This is a genomic window from Ancylobacter mangrovi, from assembly GCF_024752335.1.
Taxonomy (GTDB): domain Bacteria; phylum Pseudomonadota; class Alphaproteobacteria; order Rhizobiales; family Xanthobacteraceae; genus Ancylobacter; species Ancylobacter mangrovi.
On the sequence record NZ_JANTHY010000003.1, the window covers coordinates 670699 to 691116 of the forward strand.

Sequence of the window (20418 nt, forward strand, 5' to 3'; positions counted from 1 at the left end):
GACCTCCCGGGCCGATGCCGTGGACGGGTCGAGATTTACCGAAGGGGGCACGATGGACACTCCATTTCACTGGGCAGGTCGGGCACGGCCCGCGCGGCGGATCGGGCCGCCCGGCGCGGCGCGGCCGGCGGCGCGGCGGATCCGGCGCGGGATGCGAAGTTTCATGCTGATTTGCTCAACTATCGACATTTTCATACGGTTTTAGCATTAATCGAAGGCATTCCCGCCTGTCACTCTGCCGATCGGGGCGCCGGCCGGACCCGGCGGCGCCCCGGCCGGGCGTCACAGGGCCGCGGCGATCGCGGCTCCGACCTCCTGCGTCGAGGCGCTGCCGTGAAGGTCCGGCGTTCGCGGACCCTCGGCGAGCACGGCCTCGATGGCGGCGACGATGGCGGCGGCGGCGTCGGGCTCGCCCAGATGCTCGAGCATCATCGCCCCGGACCAGATCTGGCCGATCGGGTTGGCGATGTTGCGCCCGAAGATGTCCGGCGCCGAGCCGTGCACCGGCTCGAACATGGAGGGATGCAGCCGCTCCGGGTTGATGTTGGCCGAGGGCGCGATGGCGATGGTGCCGGTGCAGGCCGGGCCGAGATCCGACAGGATGTCGCCGAACAGGTTCGAGGCGACGACGACGTCGAACCATTGCGGGTTGCGCACGAAATGCGCGGCCAGGATGTCGATGTGGAACTGCGCCGTGGTGATGCCGGGATACTGCGCCGCCATCTCCGCGAACCGCTCGTCCCAGTAGGGCATGGTGATCGCGATGCCGTTGGACTTGGTGGCGGAGGTCACGCTGGAGCGCCGCTTGCCGGCGGCCTCGAAGGCGTATCTGAGGACGCGGTCGACGCCCTTGCGGGTGAAGATGCTCTGCTGGACCGCGCGCTCCTCCGGAGTGCCCACATTCTCGCGCGCGCCGACGGCGGAATATTCGCCCTCCGTGTTCTCGCGCACGATCAGCATATCGATGTCGCCCGGCTTGCGGTCGGCGAGCGGGGAGCGCACGCCGGGCATCAGGCGCACCGGGCGGACATTGGCATACTGATCGAAATTCCGGCGGATCGGGATCAGCAGGCCCCAGAGCGAGACGTGGTCCGGCACGCCGGGATAGCCCACGGCGCCGAGATAGATGGCGTCGTGGCCGGCGATCTCGTCGAGGCCGTTCTCGGGCATCATCTGCCCGGTGCGGTGGAAGCGCTCGCAGGACCAGTCGCGTTCGTCCCAGGTGAGGGTGAAGCCGAAGCGCCGGGCGGCGGCCTCCAGCACGCGCATGCCCTCGGGCATGACCTCGTGTCCGATTCCGTCGCCCGGAATGGTGGCGATGCGATACGTCTTCATGCTGCTGACTCTCTGTGGCACGGGGTGCGAGCGACCGGCCGCAGCCGGCCGCTGCGCGTCACTCGACCGTCAGTTTAGCGTGATGTGCGCTTCGGTGATCAGGGTGTGGAAGCTCGCGATCTCCGAATCGAGGAAGCTCGCGAACTCGGCTGGGCTGGTGCCCTGCACGACGAGGCCAAGCTCGGTCAGGCGCTTCGCCACCGCCGGCTCGGCCAGCGCCTTGACCACGGCCGCGTTGAGCTTGTCGATGATCGGCTGCGGGGTGCCGGCGGGCGCTGCCATGCCGAGCCAGCCGCGGGCGACGAAGTCCGTCACGCCGGCCTCGGCCATGGTCGGCACGTCCGGGAGCTGGGCCGAGCGCTTGTCGACCGTCACCGCGAGCGGGAGGAGCTGGCCGGAGCTGATGTAGGGCATCGCGCTCGGGATGGTCTCGAACATCAGCTGGATGCGGCCGGCCACCAGGTCCGTCATGGCCGGCCCGCCGCCGCGATAGGCGACGTGCACCATGTCGACGCCGGTGCGGCGCTTGAACAGCTCGCCGGCGAGATGCTGCGAGGCGCCGAGACCCGAGGAGCCGAAGTTCAGCTTGCCGGGATTGGCCTTGGCGTAGGCGATCAGCTCGGCGACGCTCTTCACCGGCAGCTCGGGATTGACCACCAGAACGTTCGGCTGCAGCGCGACCAGCGAGATCGGCGCGAAGCTCTTCACGGGGTCGTAGCCGAGCTTCTTGTAGAGGCTGACATTCACCGCCAGCGGCGAGGAGGCCATGAGCAGGGTGTAGCCGTCGGGCGCCGCCGCGGCGACCGCCTCGAAGCCGATATTGCCACCGGCGCCGGCGCGGTTCTCCACCACGATCGACTGGCCGAGCTCCTTGGTGAGCTCCTGGCCGACGATGCGCGACACCGTGTCGACGCTGCCGCCGGGGGCGAAGGGAACCACCAGCTTGATCGGCTGGGTTGGGTAGTCGGCAGCGTGCACGGGCGCGGCGAACAGGAATAGGGACGCGCCGAGCGCGCAGATCATCTTCCGCATAGTTTCGTCCTCTGGATTGTTTGTTCGGCCTTGTCCTTGCCCGAGCCGGCGCTTCTTCGACGCCTGACGGCGGGCAATCAGTCTCGCGGCCATCGGGGCATGCCGCCCGACGGCAAGATCCGTGTTTGCCGGCGGCGTCCCGCCTCAGAGGCGGCCGGCGTAGGGGGCGATGATCGCCTGCACGCTCTTCACCGCCTCGTCGAGGGCGGCGGTGTCGGCGGCGCTCCAGTCGCGCGCGCCCTTGCTGTAATGGACCGAGATCCAGCCCTGCAGCGCGTCCTTGACGATGATCGGCGCCAGCATCTGGGCGCGCGCGCCGTAAATATCGATCAGCGCCTTCGGGGCGGGCACGTCGGTATTGGACAGGTCGCCCTGGATCAGCGGGCGGCGCTCGCGGTCGAGCCACTTCACGGTCTCGACGGCGCGCTGGTCGATGCCGGTCTCGCCGCGCAGCGACTTCTCCTCCGGCCGCCGCGCCTCGCCGGCGACGTCGTTCACGTGGAAGCCGAACTCGGGCAGGTCGATCCGCAACGTGGTGCGGCTGCCGGCGGTGCCGTCGAGCAGGGCGGAGAGGACCGCGTCGAACCGTCCGCCAATATCCTGCGCCGCTTTCATCGTCCCTCCACCCGCATCCCCGGAACCGTTCCAGGGATGCTAGGTGGCGGTGTTCTTCATATCAAATAATTTCTGATACCGTTTACTGATGCGATTTTCGCATATATCTCTCGGGTCTCGCCGCTCCCGCTCCGACGGACCGCCGCCATGTCAGACATACCGGACCTGTCCATCCGCCAGCTCAAGGCGATCACCGCGGTAGCGAAGTATTCGAGCTTCATCGCCGCCGCCTCGGAACTGCAGCTCTCGCAGCCGGGCCTGTCGCGCATGATCCGCTCGGCGGAGGAGGAACTCGGCATCGCGCTGTTCGACCGCACCACGCGCCATGTCGCGCTGACGACGGCCGGCGCCGAGTTCGTGCCGCTGGCGGAGCGGATCCTGCACGATCTCGAGCTCGGCTCGGAGGCGATACGCGAGCTGCGCGACCAGACGCGCGGTCATCTGGCGATCTCGTGCCCGATGTCGTTCGCCACCAACATGCTCGCCAACATGGTGATCGAGTACAAGCGCGCGAACCCGAACGTCATCATCCAGATATTCGAGGGCATCCAGAGCAACACGATGGGGATGATCCGCTCGGGGCAGGTCGATTTCGGCATCGGCACGCTGAGCGAGCCCTATGAGGACCTGTTCGTCGACAAGCTGTGCCAGCACCACTACCATGTGGTGTTCGCGAGGGGGCACCGCTTCTCGCGCTACGAGCGGGTGAGCCTGCAGGACCTGAAGGACGAGCCGCTGGTGTCGATGCCGCCCTCCTCGAACCTGCGGCGCATCTTCGACGGCGCGGTGGCGAGCGCGGGATTCCGGCTGAACTACACCATCACCGTCAACACCTACAGCGCGGTGGCTCAGTTCGTGCGCGCAGGCGTCGGCGTCACCATCCTGTCGAGCACCTCGCTGCCCGAGGACGACCGGCTGGAGACGCGGCCGGTGGACCCGGCCGTGTTCGGCGGCACGCTGGCGATCATGCGCCTGCGGGGGCGGCCGATGTCCTCCGCCGCGACCGGATTCCAGTCGCTGATCCGGCGCCATTTCGCCGAGGCGTCGGGGCTGCCGGGCGGCGCCTAGAGGCCCCCGCCGACCCTGCCGGAGGGAGCCGGACACCTCTTTGCAGCAATACTTTACCGCCGGCCGATTAACCGGACGTTAACCAAGATTAACCGAATCTATCCCTCCAAGAGGGGGGAGATTCGAGCCGTGAACGCAGTGAGCCAGACCGGACCGTCGATCCGTTTCCGTGGGCGCTCCTTCATGGCGCTGACGCTGGTGGCCGACACCCCGCTTCAGCCATGGCTGGCCGATTTCGACGTCTGGGTGCAGCGCTCGCCCGGCTTCTTCACCGGCCGCACCGTGGTCCTCGATTTCGCCGACACCGCGCAGAGCAAGGCGGATGTGGAGCGCTGGATCGGCGAGCTCGCCTCCCGCGGCGTTCGCCTGACCGGTCTCGAGGGCGTGCGCCCCAGCCTGGTCGACGCCTCGATGCCGCCGGTGCTGCGCGGCGGGCGCGATTCCTCCATTCCCGTCGCCGAGGCCGCGGCGGCCGCCGAGGTCGCGACGCCGGCCCCGGCCGAGCCGCGCAAGCCGGCGACCCCGGTCAACATGCTGGTCGAGCGGCGCATCCGTTCCGGCCAGTCGCTCATGTGCCTCGAGGGCGATGTCACCATCATCGGCTCGGTCGGCGCGGGCGCCGAGATCATCGCCGGCGGGTCGATCCACGTTTACGGGACCCTCGCGGGCCGGGCGATCGCAGGCGCGACCTTCGGCGCCGAGTCCCAGATCTTCTGCACCCGGCTGGAAGCCGAACTGCTCGCCGTCGACGGCATCTACCGGACGGCGGAAGACATCGACGATGCCTTCAGGGGGAAGGCCGTGCGGGTATGGACTGCCGACGACACATTGCGGATGGCCGCACTTTAGGAGCGAAGCGAGGCATGGCTAAGATCATCACAGTCACGTCGGGAAAGGGCGGCGTCGGCAAGACCACGACGACGGCCGCCATCGGTGCCGCACTGGCCCGGACCGGCGACAAAGTGGTCGTCGTCGACTTCGACGTCGGCCTGCGCAACCTCGACCTGATCATGGGGGCGGAGCGGCGCGTGGTCTATGACTTCGTGAACGTTATCCAGGGCGACGCCCGGCTGCCGCAGGCGCTGATCAAGGACAAGCGGTTGGACTCGCTGTTCCTGCTGCCGGCCTCGCAGACCCGCGACAAGGACGCCCTGACCGAGGAGGGCGTCGACAAGGTGATCGGCGATCTTTCCCGCCATTTCGACTGGGTGGTCTGCGACAGCCCGGCCGGGATCGAGCGCGGGGCGACGCTCGCCATGCGCCATGCCGACATCGCCATCGTCGTCACCAACCCGGAAGTCTCGTCGGTCCGCGACAGCGACCGCATCGTCGGCATCCTCGACGCGAAGACGCTCAAGGCCGAGCGCGGCGAGACCGTCGACAAGCGCCTGCTGCTGACCCGCTACGACGCCGTCCGCGCGGCGCGCGGCGACATGCTGAAGACCGAGGACGTGCTGGAGATCCTCTCCCTGCCGCTGCTCGGCATCGTGCCGGAGAGCTCGGACGTGCTCAAGGCCTCCAACATGGGCGTTCCGGTTTCCATCCACGAGCCGAACAGCGCGCCGGCGCGGGCCTATCACGACGCGGCGCTGCGCCTCAAAGGCGAGGAGATCGCCATGGAGGCGCCCAAGCAGCGCCTCGGGCTGTTCGGCAAGTTCCTGCGGAGGGCGGCATGACGTTGTGGAAGCGCCTGTTTTCAAACACCAGCGCGCCCCAGGCGCGCGAGCGGCTGCAGATCCTGCTCTCGCATGAGCGCCAGGTGCTCGGCGGCAACGACCTGCTGTCGAGCCTTCGCGAGGACATCCTCGCCGTGGTCGCCAAGCACGTGCCCTGCGAGCGGGACAATGTGAAGGTGCGCCTCGAGCGCGGCACGCCGATGTCGGTGCTCGAGATCGAGGTCGAGGTGCGCGGCAACATCGAGCTCGGGATCAGCCAGGCGGCCTAGCCGCATATTTGGCCGCACGCCTGGCCTCACATCAAACGACGCGGCGGGCCGCCCGCTTCCGGCCCGTCCGCCGCCGTCTTTCCGGGGCGCGCCGCCGCGCCTCCCGCTCCCGCCGCCCACGAATGCGGTGCCGCCGGCCGCCCGGCTGGCCATTCGCCGAAACGGCGAAGCGATCCGACCGACCCCGCGATGCGTAGAGGGTACAGCCCCTAGCGTCCCGTCGGGAGGATCGTCATGCATCGCCGCCTCGCGCCTGTCCTGGTGCTCGCCCTCGCCCCAGCCCTCGCCGCCACCCTCGTCCCGGCCTCAGCCCGCGCGGGCTCGCCCGATCCCTTCGGCGTGTGGAACCGCGGCGACGGCAATGCGCGGGTGCGCATCGCCCCGTGCGACGACAAGATCTGTGCGGTCAATCTGTGGATCGGCGACACGTCCGGCGGCGAAGCTGTGGGCGACCGGCTGGTGCTCGCCCTCCAGCCGCAGGACGCGGACACGCTGGCGGGCACGGCCTACGACCCCCAGCGCGACCTGACCTATTCGATGCGGATGACGGTCGGCAAGGACCAGCTCGAGACCCGTGGCTGCATTCTCGGCGGCCTGATCTGCCGGTCGGTCTCCTGGTCGCGGGTCGAGTGAGGGCCTAGCCCTTCAGCCGGTAGAGCCCGACATCGATGGCGCCGGCGCGAAAGCCCCCCTCGCAATAGCCGAGGTAGTATTCCCACAGGCGGTGGAACTCGGGATCGAAGCCGAGCTCGTCGATCTGCGCCCGCGCGGCGACGTAGCGGGTGCGCCACTGCTCCAGCGTCTGCGCGTAGCCGGACCCGAAGAACTGCGTCTCGACCAGCTCCAGCCCCGCCGCCGCGGCATGGCGGGCGATATGGGCCTTGGTCGGCAGCATCCCGCCCGGGAAGATGTGGCGCTGGATGAAGTCGGTGTTGCGCCGGTAGCCCTCGAACCGGGACTCGTCGATGGTGATCACCTGCAGCACCGCCGTCCCGCCGCTTTCGAGGCACTCGCGCAGCTTGGCGAAATAGACCGGCCAGTAGGCCTCGCCCACGGCTTCCAGCATCTCGATCGAGACGATGCGGTCGTAGCGCCCGGTCACATCGCGATAATCCTGGAGGCGGAGCTGGGCATGGGCCGCGAGATGCGGATCGGCGGCGACCAGCGCGTTCGCATGGGCGAGCTGGGCGCGCGAGAGCGTGATGCCGGTGACGTCGACTCCGCGCCCCGCCAGCGTGGCGGCGAGCGCGCCCCAGCCGCAGCCGATCTCCAGCAGACGTTGGCCGGGCGCGACATCGAGCATCGCGACGATGCGCTCCAGCCGGGCCGTCTGCGCCTCCTCCAGGCTCTGGCCGGCGGCGATGGCGATGGCGGAGGAATAGCTCATGCCGGCGTCGAGCCAGAGCCGGTAGAACTCGTTGCCGAGATCATAGTGGAAGGCGATGTTGCGCCGGCTGCCGGCCCTCGAATTGCGCCGGAACAGATGGCACAGCCGGTTCCACAGCCTTATCGGCGGCAGGGCGGCGATGCGGTCGGCGATCGCGGGCAGGTTGTGCGCCGCGAGCTCGATGAAGGTCGGCAGGTTCGGGCTCGACCAGTCGCCGGCGACATAGGCCTCGGCGAAGGCGACGTCGCCGCCGACGATCAGCCGGCGAAGCGCGCGCCAGCGGTGCAGCACCAGCGTCGCCTCCGGCCCCGACCGGCGCCCCTGTCCGCACAGGCTGCGCCCGTCCGGCGTCACCACGGTGAGGGCGCCCATGGCGAGGTGCCCCAGCACGCGCGCCAGCACTGCCTCGCGCAGCCGCAGCGGCGGGGCGGCCGGCGCGTCGCGATGGCGGGCGAACTCGGTGGCGCGATTGGCGTCCATGCGCATCGGCATCTGTCCTCAGGAACGGTGCGTGGGCGAAACGGTGACGGGATGCTCGGGCGCCGGCGGGCGCGGACGCAGGCCGATGCCCTTCATCCAGATCCGCAGCGCTTCCCAGTGGATGCCGGCGATCACCTTCAGCGTCAGCAGCGGCTGGCCGAGCAGCACGCGGGCGAGCCCGGCGTCATCCAGCGGGCGGCGGCGGGCGGTGTGGACCGCGCTCAGCACCGGCCCCTGCGCGTCGCTGGCGAGGATGGCGATGCGCAGCGCCTCGCCCGGCGGGTCGACGCGGAAGGCATAGGAGAGGTCCATGTCCATGAAGGGCGAGACGTAGAAGCGCTTCTCCGCCTTCTGGCGCAGCGGCGCCGTCTCGCCCCGGGCGACCGGGATCAGATAGGCGTGGCGCTGGCCGAAGGTGTTGTTCACCTCGTAGAGCAGCGCCAGCAGCGAGCCGTCGCGGCGATGGCAGAAATAGACGCTCAGCGGATTGAAGGCGTAGCCGAACAGGCGCGGCATGGTGAGCAGCCGCACCGGCCCGCCATCCCCCTCCAGCCCGGCCTCGCCGAGCAGGCGCTCGACGTAGGCCCTGAGCGGTCGGCCGTCGCCATTCCCATAATCGCGCTCGAAGAAGCTGAAGACGTTGAAGCGGTTGAGCGAGAACAGGCGCAGCTCGCGGTCGAGCGCGCCGAGTTCGTCGAGGTCGAGCAGCAGCGAGAACAGGCGGTAGGCCAGCCGGTGGCGCTTCGGCCGCACCCGCACATGCATCACCGAGCCGACATAGAGGGCGGAGTGCCGCGCGCTCATCAGGCGAACTCCCGCATCTGCGGCAACGCCGGGATCTCGGGCAGCGCGATGCGCCCGGATTCCTCCGCCACCGTCCACGGCCGGCGCACGCCGCCCAGCGCCTCGGCGACGGCGAGCCCGGCCTGCAGCCCGTCCTCGTGGAAGCCGGCACCGAAATAGGCGCCGCAGTACCAGACCCCGCCCTCGCCCTGGAGCGACCACATGCGCGCTTGCGCGGCCATCGCCCGCGCGTCGAACATGGGGTGCCGATAGGTGGTGCGGTAGGCGACGGTCTGCTCGGCCGGCGGCGCGACAGGGTTGAGGGTCACGAAGAGCGGACGCTCCTGCGGCAGGTGCTGGAGCCGGTTCATCCAGTAGGTGACGCAGAGCCTCCCGCCACCGGAGCCGGTCTCACCGGGTTCCGCCGCGCCGCGCCGGTCGGCGAGGTAGTTCCACGCCGACCACGCGGCGCGCCGGCGCGGCATGAGCCGGGCGTCGGAATGCAGCACCGCCTCGTTGTGGCTGTAGCGAAAGGCGCCGAGCAGCTCCCGCTCGGCCGTTGTCGGCGTCTCCAGCATCGCCAGCGCCTGGTCGGCATGGGCGGCGATCACCACGTGGTCGAACACGTGCTCGGTGCCGTCCCGCGTGCGCAGGAAGACGCCGCCCGCGAGCCGCCGGATCCACGTGACCGCGTGACCGGCGGCGACCGTGCCGCGATAGTCGTCGCGCAGCCGCGCGACATAGTTCCGGCTGCCGCCGGTAACGGTGCGCCAGGCCGGGCGGCCGGTGAGCTGCAGCAGGCCATGATTGTCGCAGAAGCGCACGAAGGCCGCCGCCGGATAGCGGCCCACATCGGCCGCCGGCGTCGACCAGATCGCCGCCGCCATCGGGTAGAGATGGTCGTCCCGGAACGCGCGGCCGTAGCCGTTGGCGTCGAGATAGTCGTCGAGGCTGGCGAGCCCGAGCGCGGGCAGGTCGCGCGGGGCCTGCCGGTAGAAGCGCAGCAGGTCCTTGAGCATCGAGGCGAAGCGGGGCGAGGCGAGGTTGCGCGGCTGCGCGAACAGGCCGCGCAGGCCCGAGCCGGAATATTCCAGCCGCCCCCCCTCCAGCGACACGGCGAAGGACATGTCGCTCGCCCGCGTCGCGACGCCGAGATGGGAGAACAGCGCGGTGAGATTGGGGTAGGTGGCCTCGTTGTAGACGATGAAGCCGGTGTCGACCGGGGTGCCGTGCGCCTCCACCGTGTTGGAGTGCCCGCCGAGCCGGTGCTCGGCCTCGAACAGCGTGACCTCGTGGCGCCGCGAGAGCAGCCACGCCGCCGAGAGGCCGGCGATGCCGGCCCCGACCACGGCGATGCGGCGCGACGTGCCGGGCGCGAAGTCCTGACGAATGTTCATGGCGCGCGGTTTCCTGGCCGGTGGAGCGATCGGGCGAGCTTGTCTAGTCTGTACGCAGCGTCCCCGGCGCCGGATCACCCGTCGGATCGACCGGCGGCGAATGATCCGGCAGCGCGGGCCGTGCGTAGAAGAGGTCATGAATGCCCTGCTCGACCATGCCCGATCCGCCATGCCTACCGGCGCCCCGCCGGCGCGCCGGGGGACGGTCGTGACGCATCTCATGGAGGACGAGGCGGTGCCGGACGGCGACGAACTCGCCGGGCTGATCCGCAAGGTCGCGCAGGATCGCGACCGCCAGGCCTATGCGCGGCTCTACAGCTACTTCGCCCCGCGCGTGAACGCCTTCCTGCGCCGATCGGGCCTGCCCGCCAACACCGCGCAGGAGGTCGCTCAGGAAGCGATGCTCAACGTCTGGCGCAAGGCGTCCTATTTCGATCCGGCGCGGGCGGGCGCGTCGACCTGGATCTTCACCATCGCCCGCAACCAGCGGATCGACCATCTGCGGCGCGCACGGGTGGCGAGCTCCGCAGAGGGCGAGGTGCCGGTGGAGGAAGAGCCGGCGCCTTCCGGCGAGACGCTGCTGCTCGCCGCCGAGCGCGAGGCCAGCGTGCGGGCGGCGCTGAAGGCGCTCTCCGACGAGCAGGCGCTCGTGGTGCGGCTCGCCTTCTTCGGCGACAAGGCCCATTCGGAAATCGCCCGCGAGCTGGGCCTGCCGCTCGGCACGGTCAAGTCGCGCGTGCGTCTCGCCCTCGGGCGGCTGCGTGCGCTGCTGGAAGCCCAATCATGACGATCCATCATCACGCAACGGACGAAACCCTGATGCGCTACGCCGCCGGCGACCTCGACGCCGGCCCGGCGCGCGTGGTGGCGGTGCATCTGGCCGGCTGCCCGGCCTGCCGCGCCCGCCTCGCGCAGTTCGAGGCCGTGGGCGGGGCGGTGCTGGAACAGATGGAGCCGGTGCCGATGGCGCCGGACGCCTTCGCCGCCGCGCTCGGCATCATCGAGGCGGAAGAGGCGGGCAGGGCGGCTCCCGGCAAGCCGGCGGCCGCGCGTTCCTCGTCCGGCCGCGCGCCGTCGCTGCTGCCGGGCGGCATCCCCATTCCCGCGCCGCTGGCCGATTGCGAGTTCGGGCCGTGGCGCTGGATCGGCATCGGCGTGCGCGCCAGCGCCGTCCGGCTGCCGGAGGACCCGGAAGCCCGGCTGACGCTGCTGCGCGTCGGGCCCGGCCGCAAGCTGCCCGAGCACGGCCATGTCGGCACCGAGTTCACGCAGGTGCTGGTCGGCTCGTTCTCCGACGGCTACGGGCGCTATCTGCCCGGCGATCTGAGCGAGATGGGCCACGAGATCGAGCACCAGCCGATCGTCGACCCGGACGGCGAGTGCATCTGCCTCGCCGCGCTGGAGGGCGCGATGCGGCTCACCGGCTTCTTCGGCCGCCTGATCCAGCCCTTCATCAAGCTCTGAGGCCGCCATGCGCGAGCTCGTGCTGGTCGCGCTCACCATGCTCGCCGGCGGCACTGCGACCGCCGTTGTCGCCCCGGTCGCCGCGCTCAATACGCTGTCGCGGCTGGAAGACGTCGTGGCGACCACGGGGCTCGCCTATGCCGACGGCCCGCGCCACGGCATCGACGTCTACGCCCCGCGCGGCGCGAGTGAGGGTACGGGTAGGCCGGTAGTGGTGTTCTTCTATGGCGGCGGCTGGGAGGAGGGCGAGCGTGCGCTCTACCGCTTCGTCGGCGCGGCGCTGGCGAGCCGGGGCATCGTCACCTTCATTCCCGACTACCGCGTCTACCCCGAGGTGCGCTTTCCCGATTTCCTGAAGGACGGGGCGAGGGCGGTGCGCTGGGTGCGCGACCACGCGGCCCGGTTCGGCGGCGACCCGGCCCGGCTGGTGCTGGCCGGCCATTCGGCCGGCGCCCACATCGCCGCGATGCTGACGTTCGACCCGCAATGGCTGGCCGGCGAGGGGCTCGACGCGCGGCGCGACGTCGCCGGCCTCGCCGGGATTGCCGGACCCTACGACTTCCTGCCGCTGCACAGCGCGACGCTGAAGGCGATCTTCGGCCCGGAGCCGGAGCGGGCGCTGAGCCAGCCGATCAACTTCGTCACGGGGCGCGAGGCGCCGGCCTTCCTCGCCACCGGCGCGAATGACGACACGGTCGAGCCGGCCAACACCCAGCGCCTTGCCGCCCGCATCCGCGAGCGGGGCGGGCGGGTGACGACGCGGGTCTATCCGCGCGTCGACCATCGCACCGTGCTCGGCGCCTTCGCCTGGCCGCTGCGGCTGCTGGCGCCGGTGCTCGACGATGTGAGCGTCTTCGTGAACCGCGTCACGGACGGGGAGGGGGCGACATGAGCCCGCTCGCCGCCATCCTCCTCATTGCGGCCGGGCTTTCGCTCGCCATGGCCGGCGCCTGGCTCGCCGCCGAGCGCAGCGGCAATCACGGCTGGGTCGACACCGTCTGGTCCTTCGCCACCGGGGCGGGCGGGGTCGCCGCCTGCCTCCTGCCGGTCGGGCAGGGCTGGCCGCCGCGCCAGCTCGTGGTGGCGGCGCTGATCGCGCTGTGGGCGCTGCGCCTCGGCGGCCATATCCTGACGCGCACGCTGCGCGGGCAGGACGACCCGCGCTATGCCGAGCTGCGCCGTGAATGGGGCCCGCACGCCTCGCTGCGCCTGTTCGTGTTCCTGCAGATCCAGGGGCTGGCCGCACTCGTGCTCGTGCTCGCGATGATGGCCGCGGCGCATAACCCCGCACCGTCCTGGTGCTGGGGCGACGGGCTCGGCATCGCGCTGGCGCTGGCGGCGGTGGCGGGCGAGGCGGTCGCCGACCGCCAGCTCGCCCGGTTCCGCGCCGACCCGGCCCGGCGCGGGCAGGTGTGCGACATCGGCCTGTGGGGGCTGACGCGCCATCCCAACTATTTCTTCGAATGGCTCGGCTGGCTCGCCTATCCCGCCATCGCCATCAGCGTCACCGGCGCCCATCCCTTGGGTTTCTCCGCCTTCCTCGCCCCGCTCCTCATCTATGTGCTGCTCGTCCACGTCTCCGGCATCCCGCCGACGGAGGCGCACATGCTGCGCTCGAGGGGCAGGGCGTTCCGCGACTACCAGCGGCGGGTCAACGCGTTCTGGCCCGGTCCCCCGGGCCGCCAGCGGAGCTCGAGAACATGACCCTCATCGCCACGGCCGGCCGCGTCGCCGAGCGCCTGCCCCTGCCGGATTCCCTCACGCGCCTCGGCATCGACATGCTGGTCGGGCGCACCCGCCGCGCGCTCGCCGCGCAGCCGCCGGGCACGGAGCGCCGCTTCGCCGAGGAGATGGCGGCACGGCCCATCGCCGAGCATCCCGAGCGCGCCAACGACCAGCATTACGAGCTGCCGGCGGAATTCTTCGCGCTCACCCTCGGGCCGCACCGGAAATATTCGTGCTGCCTCTATGACAAGGGCGCCGCGACGCTGGCCGAGGCCGAGCTGCACGCGCTGGAGGAAACCTGCGCCCATGCCGGGCTCGAGGACGGGCAGCGCATATTGGAGCTCGGCTGCGGCTGGGGTTCGCTCAGCCTTTTCATGGCCGAGCGCTTCCCGGCGTCGCGGATCGTGGCGGTCTCGAACTCGGCTCCCCAGCGCCTCCACATCGAGGGCGAGGCGCGGGCGCGGGGGCTCACCAATCTCGAGGTGCTGACGGCGGACATGAACGCCTTCGACACGCGCGACAGGTTCGAGCGCATCGTCTCGGTGGAGATGTTCGAGCACATGGCCAACTGGCGCGCGCTGCTGGAGCGGGCGCGGGGCTGGCTGGCGCCGGAGGGGCGGATGTTCCTCCACGTCTTCACCCACCGCGCCGTGCCCTACCGCTTCGACCATGCGGATGAGGAGGACTGGATCGCGCAGCACTTCTTCACCGGTGGCATCATGCCGAGCGAGGGGCTGGTGCGTTGCGTGAGTGACGGCTTCGCGGTCGAGGGCGAATGGCGCTGGAGCGGGCGCAACTATGCGCGCACCGCCGAGGACTGGCTCGCGCGTTTCGACGCCAATCGCGAGCGGATCGACGAGGTGCTGCGCGACGTCTATGGCGCCGAGGGCGGGCTGTGGCGACGGCGCTGGCGCCTGTTCTACCTCGCCACCGCCGGGCTGTTCGGCCATCGCGGCGGCGAGGAATGGGGCGTCAGCCACTATCTTCTGCGCCCGCGCGGATGACGTGCGTGCGGGCGGCGGCGTCCGGGCGTCAGCCGGCGCCGCCGGTCAGCGCCCGCGTGACCAGCATGCCGGCCGTGGCTGAAATCCCGGTGAGCACCGCGCCCCAGGCGAGGTCGGCCACGGTGATCAGCGTCGGCCAGTTGCGCAGCGTCGCCTGGTTGGTGAGGTCATAGGTGCCGTAGGCGACGAGGCCGAGGAATGCGCCCAGCATCAGCGCCGTGGTCCAGCGGCCCGAGGCGAGCGCGGGCTGCACGGCGAAGACGACGACCCCCGCCACGTAGAGCAGGTAGAACAGCACGGCCGGGGCGGGGCTGATCCGGTCGGCCATGAGCTCGCCGATCATCGGCCGGTAGAGCCGGCTCGCCATCAGGCCGAGCCACACGGCGTCGACCGCCAGCAGCACGATGCCCGTCGCCAAATAGCTGATGAGGAATGCCATGTGTCCGACCACCCGATCCGTTGCCTGAAGCCTCTACGAACGGGGCCGGCCGGCGGATCAGGCGGGTGGAGGAGGCACGGGGCGGGGAGCGGAACTAGCCGGCCGCCTGCTGCTCCAGCGTCGCCAGCCGCTTCTTCAGCGCCTTGGTCTCCTCGAAGCGGGCGGTGACGTCGCGCACGGCGGCGACCATGCCGGTGACCTTGCCGGTCGCGTCCTTGAGCAGGACGATGGTGAACTCGATGGAGAGGCGCCGTCCGTCGCGGTGCAGGCCCGGCACGGCGAGCAGGTCGCCGGCGCCGTAGCGGCTGCTGCCGGTGGCGACGGTCTCGTGATAGCCTTCCCAGTGCCGCGCGCGGAACGGCTCGGGGATGATGATGTCGAGCGAGCGGCCGAGCGCTTCCTCCTCGGCGAAGCCGAAGATGCGCTCCGCCCCTGCGTTCCACAGCACGATGTCGCCGGCCGCGTCGCTGGCGACGATGGCGTCGCCGGCGCTGTCGAGCAAGGCGTCGCCGATGGCCTCGCGCGCGAAGCCGGCGAGCACGCGGGCGTGGCGCGGGCCCTGGCGCGGGCCGGGCGCCGCCGGCGACGGCGCGGAGGCGGGCCGGCCGTCGGAGGGCTCGCCCATGAGGTCGTCGAAGGCGCCGAAGAACTCGTAGTGCACGCGCTCCGCCGGCACGCCGGCCTCGATCAGCCCCGGCACGAAGGTCCGCATGAAGTCGAGCGGGCCGCAAACGAGATAGTCCGCCTCGGCGACCGGCGTGTGGGCGGCCAACCAGTCGAGCGAGAGGCGCCCGGCGATGTCGAAGTCGCGGCCCTCGACCTCGCCCTCCTCGGGGCGGGTGTGGAAGAAGGTGGTCGTCGCCCCGGCCTCGGTGGCGAGGTCGCGCACATGGTGCTGGAAGGCCTGCGTGCGCCGGCTCCTCGTGCAGTGGACGAAGTGCAGGCCCGGCCTGCCGCCCGCCGCGCCGGCGGCCTCGAGCATGGCGACCATCGGGGTGAGGCCGACGCCCGCGCTCACCATGACGACCGGGCGTGTTCCCTCCGGCAGGATGAAGCTGCCCGAGGGCGGCGCCACCTCGACCCGCGCGCCGGGCGCGGCCTTGTCGTGCAGCCATTGCGAGACCAGCCCCTCCGGCTCGCGCTTCACGGAGATGCGGTAGCCGGCGCCGTCCGGCGCGCTGGAGATGGTGAAGTTGCGCTTGTGCAGGCCCGCTTCCGGCAGGTCGACCAGCAGGGTGAGGTGCTGGCCGGCGACATGGGGAAGGGGCGGGCGGCCATCGGCCGGCACCAGCACGAAGGAGGTGATGACGTCGCTCTCGGCATGGCGGCTCTCGATCACGAAGGGGCGCGGCGCGCCTTCCTGAGCGAGCTCCGCTCCGCTGGCCACCCCCGTCCCGGTCGTGCGTTTGCTCTCAACCATCGCTTGGCCTCCGTCTAAATCATGTATATAGTATACATGTTTTCACCGCCTGGAAAGCTTCCAGACAGGCCGCCCATGCAGCTCACCCTCTATTCCGACTACGCCATGCGCGTGCTGCTCTATCTCGCCGCGCATCGCGACAAGCTGTGCTCGATCTCCGAGATCGCCTCAGCCTACGGCATTTCCCACAACCATCTGATGAAGGTGCTGAACGATCTCGGCAGGGCCGGCTATGTCTCCAGCGTGCGCGGGCGCGCCGGCGGCTTCCGGCTGGCGCGGCCGGCCGGGCAGATCCGCATCGGCGCTCTGCTGCGCCACACCGAGGACGATTTCGACCTCGTCGACTGCCCGCATTGCGCGCTGTCGAGCGGGTGCGGCCTGTCCTCGGTGCTCGACCGGGCGATGGCGGCCTTCTTCGCGGTGCTGGACGGCTGCACGCTGGCCGACCTTGTCGAGCGCGAGGAGGGCTTCCGCAGCCTGATCCTGACGCTCGACCGCGCGCGGGCGCAGCCGCCGGCCCAGGCCTGAGCCGGCTCCTTCCTCCCTTCCCGACGACATACCGGAGATGACCTTGTCCACCACGGCGCGTTCCAAGCTGTTTCGACCCATGCTCGCGGGAGCGACGCTGCGCGACCGTCTGTTCGCCAGCCTCGGCGCGCTGTTCGGCATCGGCATGACGGCGCTGATCACCGGCCTCGCCGCGAAGGAAGGTACGCCGCTGATCTGGATCGTCCCGCCCATGGGCGCGTCGGCGGTGCTGCTGTTCGCCGTGCCGGCGAGCCCGATGGCCCAGCCCTGGGCGGCCATCGGCGGCAACATCGTCTCCGCCTTCATCGGCGTCGTCATCGCGCATTACATGCCGCTGTCGGCGCTCGCCGCGGCGCTGGCCGTCGGCGGCGCCATCGCCGCCATGTCGCTGCTGCGCTGCCTGCATCCGCCGGGCGGGGCGGCCGCGCTGGTCGGGCTGTTCGCCGGCAGCTCGTCGAGCTACCTGCTGCCGCTGCTGCCGGTGGGCGCGAATGCGGTCGTGCTGGTCGCGTGCGCGTGGCTCTATCATCGCGTGTCCGGCCACGCCTATCCGCACCGGCCGCCGGCGCCGAAGCCGGCCGACACGCCGGCCTGGACGTTCGATCGCGGCGACGTCGCGCAGGCGCTCGAGGAGATGGGCGAGACCTTCGACATCAGCCCCGAGGATCTCGAGGCCCTGCTGGCGGTGCTGAAGCAGCGCGCGCTGGTGCGCGCCTATCGCCAGCTCGCCTGCCGCGACCTGATGAGCGCGAACGTCGTCTCGGTGCCGGCCACCGCGACCGCCGAAGAGGCGCGCGTGCTGCTGGTGGCGAAGGATGTGCGCCGCCTGCCGGTGCTCGACGCGGGAGGGCGCGTGGCCGGCGCGGTGGGGCTGCGCGAGCTCGACCCCTCCGCGCGAACCGTCGCCGACATCATGTCGCCGGCCTCGACGGCGGCACCGCACACGCCGGCGATCGACCTGCTGACGCGCTATGCCGAGGAGCGGGTCCATGCCGTCTTCATCGTCGATCCCGAGGGCCGGCCGGTCGGGGTGGTGACGGAGGCGGACTGGCTGGCGGTGCTGACGCGCGGGCTGAACTAGCCCGCGCCCGAGGGACGGTTGCGCGGGAGGCGTGCGGCGTCTACCCAGAAGCGATAGCCTTCACGGCGCGGCCGGAAGACCATCGCGAGGGACGCATGACCGATCAGGATTCGCCGTCGGCCCGGATCGACGCGAAGCTCGCCAGCCTCGGCGGCTGGCGCGGCGAGGCGCTGGCGCGGATGCGCGGGCTGATCCACGAGGCCGATCCCGAGGTGGTCGAGACGGTGAAGTGGGTGAAGCCCACCAACCCCTCCGGCGTGCCGGTGTGGGAGCACGCCGGGATCGTCTGCACCGGCGAGGTCTACCAGACCTATGTCAAGCTGACCTTCGCCCAGGGCGCGGCGCTGCAGGACCCCGCCGGCCTGTTCAATGCCGGCTTCGGCGGCGGCACGCGCCGGGCGATCGACATCCGCGAGGGCGAGGCGGTCGACGCCGCCGCCTTCAAGGCGCTGTTCCAGGAAGCGGTGGCGCTCAACCTCGGCAAGAAGAAGCCTGCCGGCAGGCCCGCGCGCGGCTGATGGCGGCCTATCGCCCCGCTGCCGTCCGGCGCCGGTCGACATTCGGCAGCAGCGCGGCCAGCACGCCGATCGCCGGCAGGAAGGCGCAGGCGCGGTAGACGAAGTCGATGCTGGTCCAGTCCGCCAGCACGCCGAGCACCGCGGCGCCGACGCCGCCCATGCCGAAGGCGAGCCCGAAGAACAGGCCCGACACCATGCCGACCCGCCCCGGCATCAGCTCCTGCGCATAGACCACGATGGCCGGGAAGGCGGAGGCGATCAGCAGGCCGATGACCACGCTGAGGGCGACAGTGGCCGGCAGGCTGACATAGGGCAGCGCCAGCGCGAAGGGCAGCACGCCGAGGATCGAGACCCAGATCACGGTCTTGCGGCCGATCCGGTCGCCGACCGGCCCGCCGATCAGCGTGCCCGCCGCCACCGCGGCGAGGAAGACGAAGAGATAAATCTGCGCCTGCGCGTCGCGGATGCCGAACCGGCCCACCAGGAAGAAGATGTAGTAGCTGGTGAAGGTCGCGAGGTAGAACCACTTCGAGACCATCAGGCAGAACAGCACCGACAGCGCGCCGCCGACCTGCCGCATGGTGAGATCGGGATGGATGACCGCGCCGCCGCGCGCCGCCGGCCGGGCGTGGCCGTTGCTCGTGTACCAGCGGCTGAGCGCGGTGAGGACGAGCATGCCACCCAGCGCCGCGAGCGCGAACCAGGCGAGGCTCGCCTGGCCGTGCGGGAGCACGAAGAACGCCACCAGCAGCGGCCCGAGCGCCGCGCCGAGATTGCCGCCGATCTGGAAGATCGACTGCGCGAGCCCGTGCGCGCCGCCCGAGGCGAGGCGCGCGAGGCGCGAGGATTCCGGGTGGAAGATCGACGAGCCGATGCCGAGCAGCGCGGAGGCGGCGAGCAGCATCGGGTAGCTCGAGGCGACGGCGAGCACCAGCAGCGCGACCATGGTCACGCCCATGCCGAAGGGCAGCGAATAGGGCTGCGGGCGGCGGTCGGTATAGATGCCGATCAGCGGCTGAAGCAGCGAGGCGGTGAGCTGGTAGACCAGCGTCAGCAGGCCGATCTGCGCGAAGCTGAGATCGAAGCCGCCCTTGAAGATCGGGTAGGCCGCCGTGAATAGCGACTGGATCATGTCGTTGAGCAGGTGGCAGAAGCTGGCGCCGGCGAGCACCGGGAACACGGTGGCGCCGGCCGTCCTCGGCCGCTCCAGACTGACCTCGCTCATGGGGAATTTCCTCGCCACCATCGCGCCGGGCAGCCGGCGCTTCGGCCGCCAACATAGTGGGTGGCCGCCGGCCCGCTACTTCGTTAGGGTCAATATCTTACGTGAGTGGGCCACGAGATGAGACGGAACGAGACCACTCTTCGCGAGGACGTGCCGCGCCCGGTGATCGCGTTCGGCTCGGAATATCCCGACGGCCACGTCATCGCGCCGCATCACCACCGGCGCGGCCAGCTCCTGCACGGCTCGACCGGCGTGGTGCTGGCGACCACCCGGCACGGCACCTGGATGATGCCGCCGCAGCGCGGCATGTGGATTCCGCCCGGCGTGGTGCATGAGGTGCAGATGATGGGCGAGGTGCGGATGCGCAGCCTCTATTTCGCGCCCGAAGCGATCCACGGCATGCCGGAGCGCTGCCAGGTGGTTGGCATCTCGGCGCTGATGGCGAGCCTGCTGGCGGAAGCCGTGGCGCTGCCGGCGGAGTACGAGCTCGACGGACGCGATGGGGCGCTGATGACGCTGATCCAGCACGAGATGCGCCATCTGCCCTCGCTCCCTCTGTCTCTTCCGATGCCGGCCAGCCCGGCGCTGGCGGCGCGCTGCCGGCGCTTCCTGCGCAGCCCGACACCGCACGACACCATCGACGGCTGGCGCGAGGCGCTCGGCCTCAGCCGGCGCAGCTTCACCCGCCTGTTCCGGCGCGAGACGGGCTTGAGCTTCGTCGCCTGGCGCCAGCAGGCGTGCCTGATGGCGGCGCTGCCGCGCCTCGCCGCCGGCCAGCCGGTGACGACGATCGCCATCGACCTCGGCTACGACAACCCGGCGGCGTTCACGACCATGTTCAAGAGGGTTCTCGGCGCATCGCCCCGCGCCTATCTGCGCGTGTCCTGATCCGCGCGGCGATATCGGCGAGCCGAAATGGCGGGCGCGACCTTCCCCCCGGCCGCCTTGCCCGCCGGGGGGAGTGGGGACATA

The 20418-nt window shown here is 70.8% G+C and carries 23 protein-coding genes; 14 read left to right on the plus strand and 9 right to left on the minus strand.

Annotated elements, in window-relative coordinates; genetic code table 11:
- Nucleotides 1-282: 282 nt before the first annotated feature.
- The 3 genes from NVS83_RS12740 to NVS83_RS12750 form a co-directional block, all read right to left on the minus strand.
- Entirely contained in the window at nt 283-1335 is a 1053-nt protein-coding gene (locus tag NVS83_RS12740; RefSeq protein WP_258739630.1) for a tartrate dehydrogenase, read from the minus strand.
- Nucleotides 1336-1404: 69 nt separating this feature from the next.
- Nucleotides 1405-2367, minus strand: a complete 963-nt coding sequence (locus NVS83_RS12745) for a Bug family tripartite tricarboxylate transporter substrate binding protein (protein WP_258739631.1) — start codon at nt 2365-2367, stop codon at nt 1405-1407.
- Nucleotides 2368-2511: 144 nt separating this feature from the next.
- Entirely contained in the window at nt 2512-2982 is a 471-nt protein-coding gene (locus tag NVS83_RS12750) for a GAF domain-containing protein (protein ID WP_258739632.1), read from the minus strand.
- A 147-nt stretch (nt 2983-3129) separates the two neighbouring features.
- Between NVS83_RS12750 and NVS83_RS12755 the strand changes: the two genes are divergently transcribed.
- From NVS83_RS12755 to NVS83_RS12775, 5 genes are all read left to right on the plus strand, one after another.
- On the plus strand, nt 3130-4050 hold the full coding sequence (locus NVS83_RS12755) for a LysR family transcriptional regulator (protein WP_258739633.1): 921 nt from the start codon (nt 3130-3132) through the stop codon (nt 4048-4050).
- Between the two features lie 129 nt (nt 4051-4179).
- Nucleotides 4180-4899, plus strand: a complete 720-nt coding sequence (gene minC / locus NVS83_RS12760) for a septum site-determining protein MinC (RefSeq protein ID WP_258739634.1) — start codon at nt 4180-4182, stop codon at nt 4897-4899.
- 14 nt (nt 4900-4913) lie between these two features.
- Nucleotides 4914-5726, plus strand: coding sequence for a septum site-determining protein MinD (gene minD / locus NVS83_RS12765; RefSeq protein ID WP_258734865.1), 813 nt, complete (start codon nt 4914-4916; stop codon nt 5724-5726).
- A complete protein-coding gene (minE, locus tag NVS83_RS12770) occupies nt 5723-5995 on the plus strand; it encodes a cell division topological specificity factor MinE (protein WP_258734866.1) in 273 nt (90 codons plus the stop codon). The genes minD and minE overlap by 4 nt, the downstream gene beginning before the upstream one ends.
- A 234-nt stretch (nt 5996-6229) precedes the next feature.
- The gene (locus tag NVS83_RS12775) at nt 6230-6628 is read left to right on the plus strand and encodes a DUF2147 domain-containing protein (protein ID WP_258739635.1); all 399 of its coding nucleotides are present in this window, start codon (nt 6230-6232) and stop codon (nt 6626-6628) included.
- 4 nt (nt 6629-6632) lie between these two features.
- On the opposite strand, the gene NVS83_RS12780 is transcribed toward NVS83_RS12775, so the two are convergent.
- Genes NVS83_RS12780 through NVS83_RS12790 form a run of 3 tightly spaced genes read right to left on the minus strand, consistent with a single transcriptional unit; the run spans nt 6633 to nt 10042 of the window.
- Nucleotides 6633-7874, minus strand: coding sequence for an SAM-dependent methyltransferase (locus NVS83_RS12780; protein ID WP_258739636.1), 1242 nt, complete (start codon nt 7872-7874; stop codon nt 6633-6635).
- A 6-nt stretch (nt 7875-7880) separates the two neighbouring features.
- The gene (locus NVS83_RS12785) at nt 7881-8666 is read right to left on the minus strand and encodes a DUF1365 domain-containing protein (protein WP_258739637.1); all 786 of its coding nucleotides are present in this window, start codon (nt 8664-8666) and stop codon (nt 7881-7883) included.
- Nucleotides 8666-10042: an NAD(P)/FAD-dependent oxidoreductase gene (locus tag NVS83_RS12790; protein WP_258739638.1), complete on the minus strand. Its 1377-nt coding sequence runs from the start codon at nt 10040-10042 to the stop codon at nt 8666-8668. Before NVS83_RS12790 ends, NVS83_RS12785 begins: the two co-directional genes overlap by 1 nt.
- 220 nt (nt 10043-10262) lie before the next feature.
- On the opposite strand from NVS83_RS12790, the gene NVS83_RS12795 reads away from it, so the two are divergent.
- The 5 genes from NVS83_RS12795 to NVS83_RS12815 are packed head-to-tail and all read left to right on the plus strand — an operon-like array spanning nt 10263 to nt 14235.
- The gene (locus NVS83_RS12795) at nt 10263-10829 is read left to right on the plus strand and encodes a sigma-70 family RNA polymerase sigma factor (RefSeq protein ID WP_374115060.1); all 567 of its coding nucleotides are present in this window, start codon (nt 10263-10265) and stop codon (nt 10827-10829) included.
- Nucleotides 10826-11506 carry a ChrR family anti-sigma-E factor gene (locus tag NVS83_RS12800; RefSeq protein WP_258739640.1) on the plus strand — a complete coding sequence of 227 codons (681 nt, stop codon included), beginning with the start codon at nt 10826-10828 and terminating at the stop codon, nt 11504-11506. Before NVS83_RS12795 ends, NVS83_RS12800 begins: the two co-directional genes overlap by 4 nt.
- A 7-nt stretch (nt 11507-11513) precedes the next feature.
- Entirely contained in the window at nt 11514-12398 is an 885-nt protein-coding gene (locus NVS83_RS12805; protein ID WP_258739641.1) for an alpha/beta hydrolase, read from the plus strand.
- Complete coding sequence (locus NVS83_RS12810) at nt 12395-13210, plus strand: DUF1295 domain-containing protein (protein WP_258739642.1); 816 nt, start codon at nt 12395-12397, stop codon at nt 13208-13210. The genes NVS83_RS12805 and NVS83_RS12810 overlap by 4 nt, the downstream gene beginning before the upstream one ends.
- Nucleotides 13207-14235, plus strand: coding sequence for a cyclopropane-fatty-acyl-phospholipid synthase family protein (locus tag NVS83_RS12815; RefSeq protein WP_258739643.1), 1029 nt, complete (start codon nt 13207-13209; stop codon nt 14233-14235). Before NVS83_RS12810 ends, NVS83_RS12815 begins: the two co-directional genes overlap by 4 nt.
- A 28-nt stretch (nt 14236-14263) precedes the next feature.
- Here NVS83_RS12815 and NVS83_RS12820 read toward each other — a convergent pair whose 3' ends face one another.
- Both NVS83_RS12820 and NVS83_RS23460 read right to left on the minus strand, forming a co-directional pair.
- Nucleotides 14264-14674 (minus strand): DUF2177 family protein, encoded by a 411-nt coding sequence (locus tag NVS83_RS12820; RefSeq protein WP_258739644.1) that lies wholly within the window; start codon nt 14672-14674, stop codon nt 14264-14266.
- 94 nt (nt 14675-14768) lie between these two features.
- Nucleotides 14769-16094 (minus strand): PAS domain S-box protein, encoded by a 1326-nt coding sequence (locus tag NVS83_RS23460; protein WP_309486195.1) that lies wholly within the window; start codon nt 16092-16094, stop codon nt 14769-14771.
- Between the two features lie 75 nt (nt 16095-16169).
- On the opposite strand from NVS83_RS23460, the gene NVS83_RS12835 reads away from it, so the two are divergent.
- From NVS83_RS12835 to NVS83_RS12845, 3 genes are all read left to right on the plus strand, one after another.
- Nucleotides 16170-16622: an Rrf2 family transcriptional regulator gene (locus NVS83_RS12835; protein WP_258739645.1), complete on the plus strand. Its 453-nt coding sequence runs from the start codon at nt 16170-16172 to the stop codon at nt 16620-16622.
- Between the two features lie 37 nt (nt 16623-16659).
- The gene (locus tag NVS83_RS12840; protein WP_374115045.1) at nt 16660-17703 is read left to right on the plus strand and encodes an HPP family protein; all 1044 of its coding nucleotides are present in this window, start codon (nt 16660-16662) and stop codon (nt 17701-17703) included.
- A gap of 95 nt (nt 17704-17798) precedes the next feature.
- Complete coding sequence (locus NVS83_RS12845) at nt 17799-18221, plus strand: DUF1801 domain-containing protein (RefSeq protein ID WP_258739647.1); 423 nt, start codon at nt 17799-17801, stop codon at nt 18219-18221.
- A 7-nt stretch (nt 18222-18228) separates the two neighbouring features.
- On the opposite strand, the gene NVS83_RS12850 is transcribed toward NVS83_RS12845, so the two are convergent.
- On the minus strand, nt 18229-19446 hold the full coding sequence (locus NVS83_RS12850; RefSeq protein ID WP_258739648.1) for an MFS transporter: 1218 nt from the start codon (nt 19444-19446) through the stop codon (nt 18229-18231).
- Between the two features lie 117 nt (nt 19447-19563).
- On the opposite strand from NVS83_RS12850, the gene NVS83_RS12855 reads away from it, so the two are divergent.
- A complete protein-coding gene (locus NVS83_RS12855; RefSeq protein ID WP_258739649.1) occupies nt 19564-20334 on the plus strand; it encodes an AraC family transcriptional regulator in 771 nt (256 codons plus the stop codon).
- Nucleotides 20335-20418 lie beyond the last annotated feature (84 nt).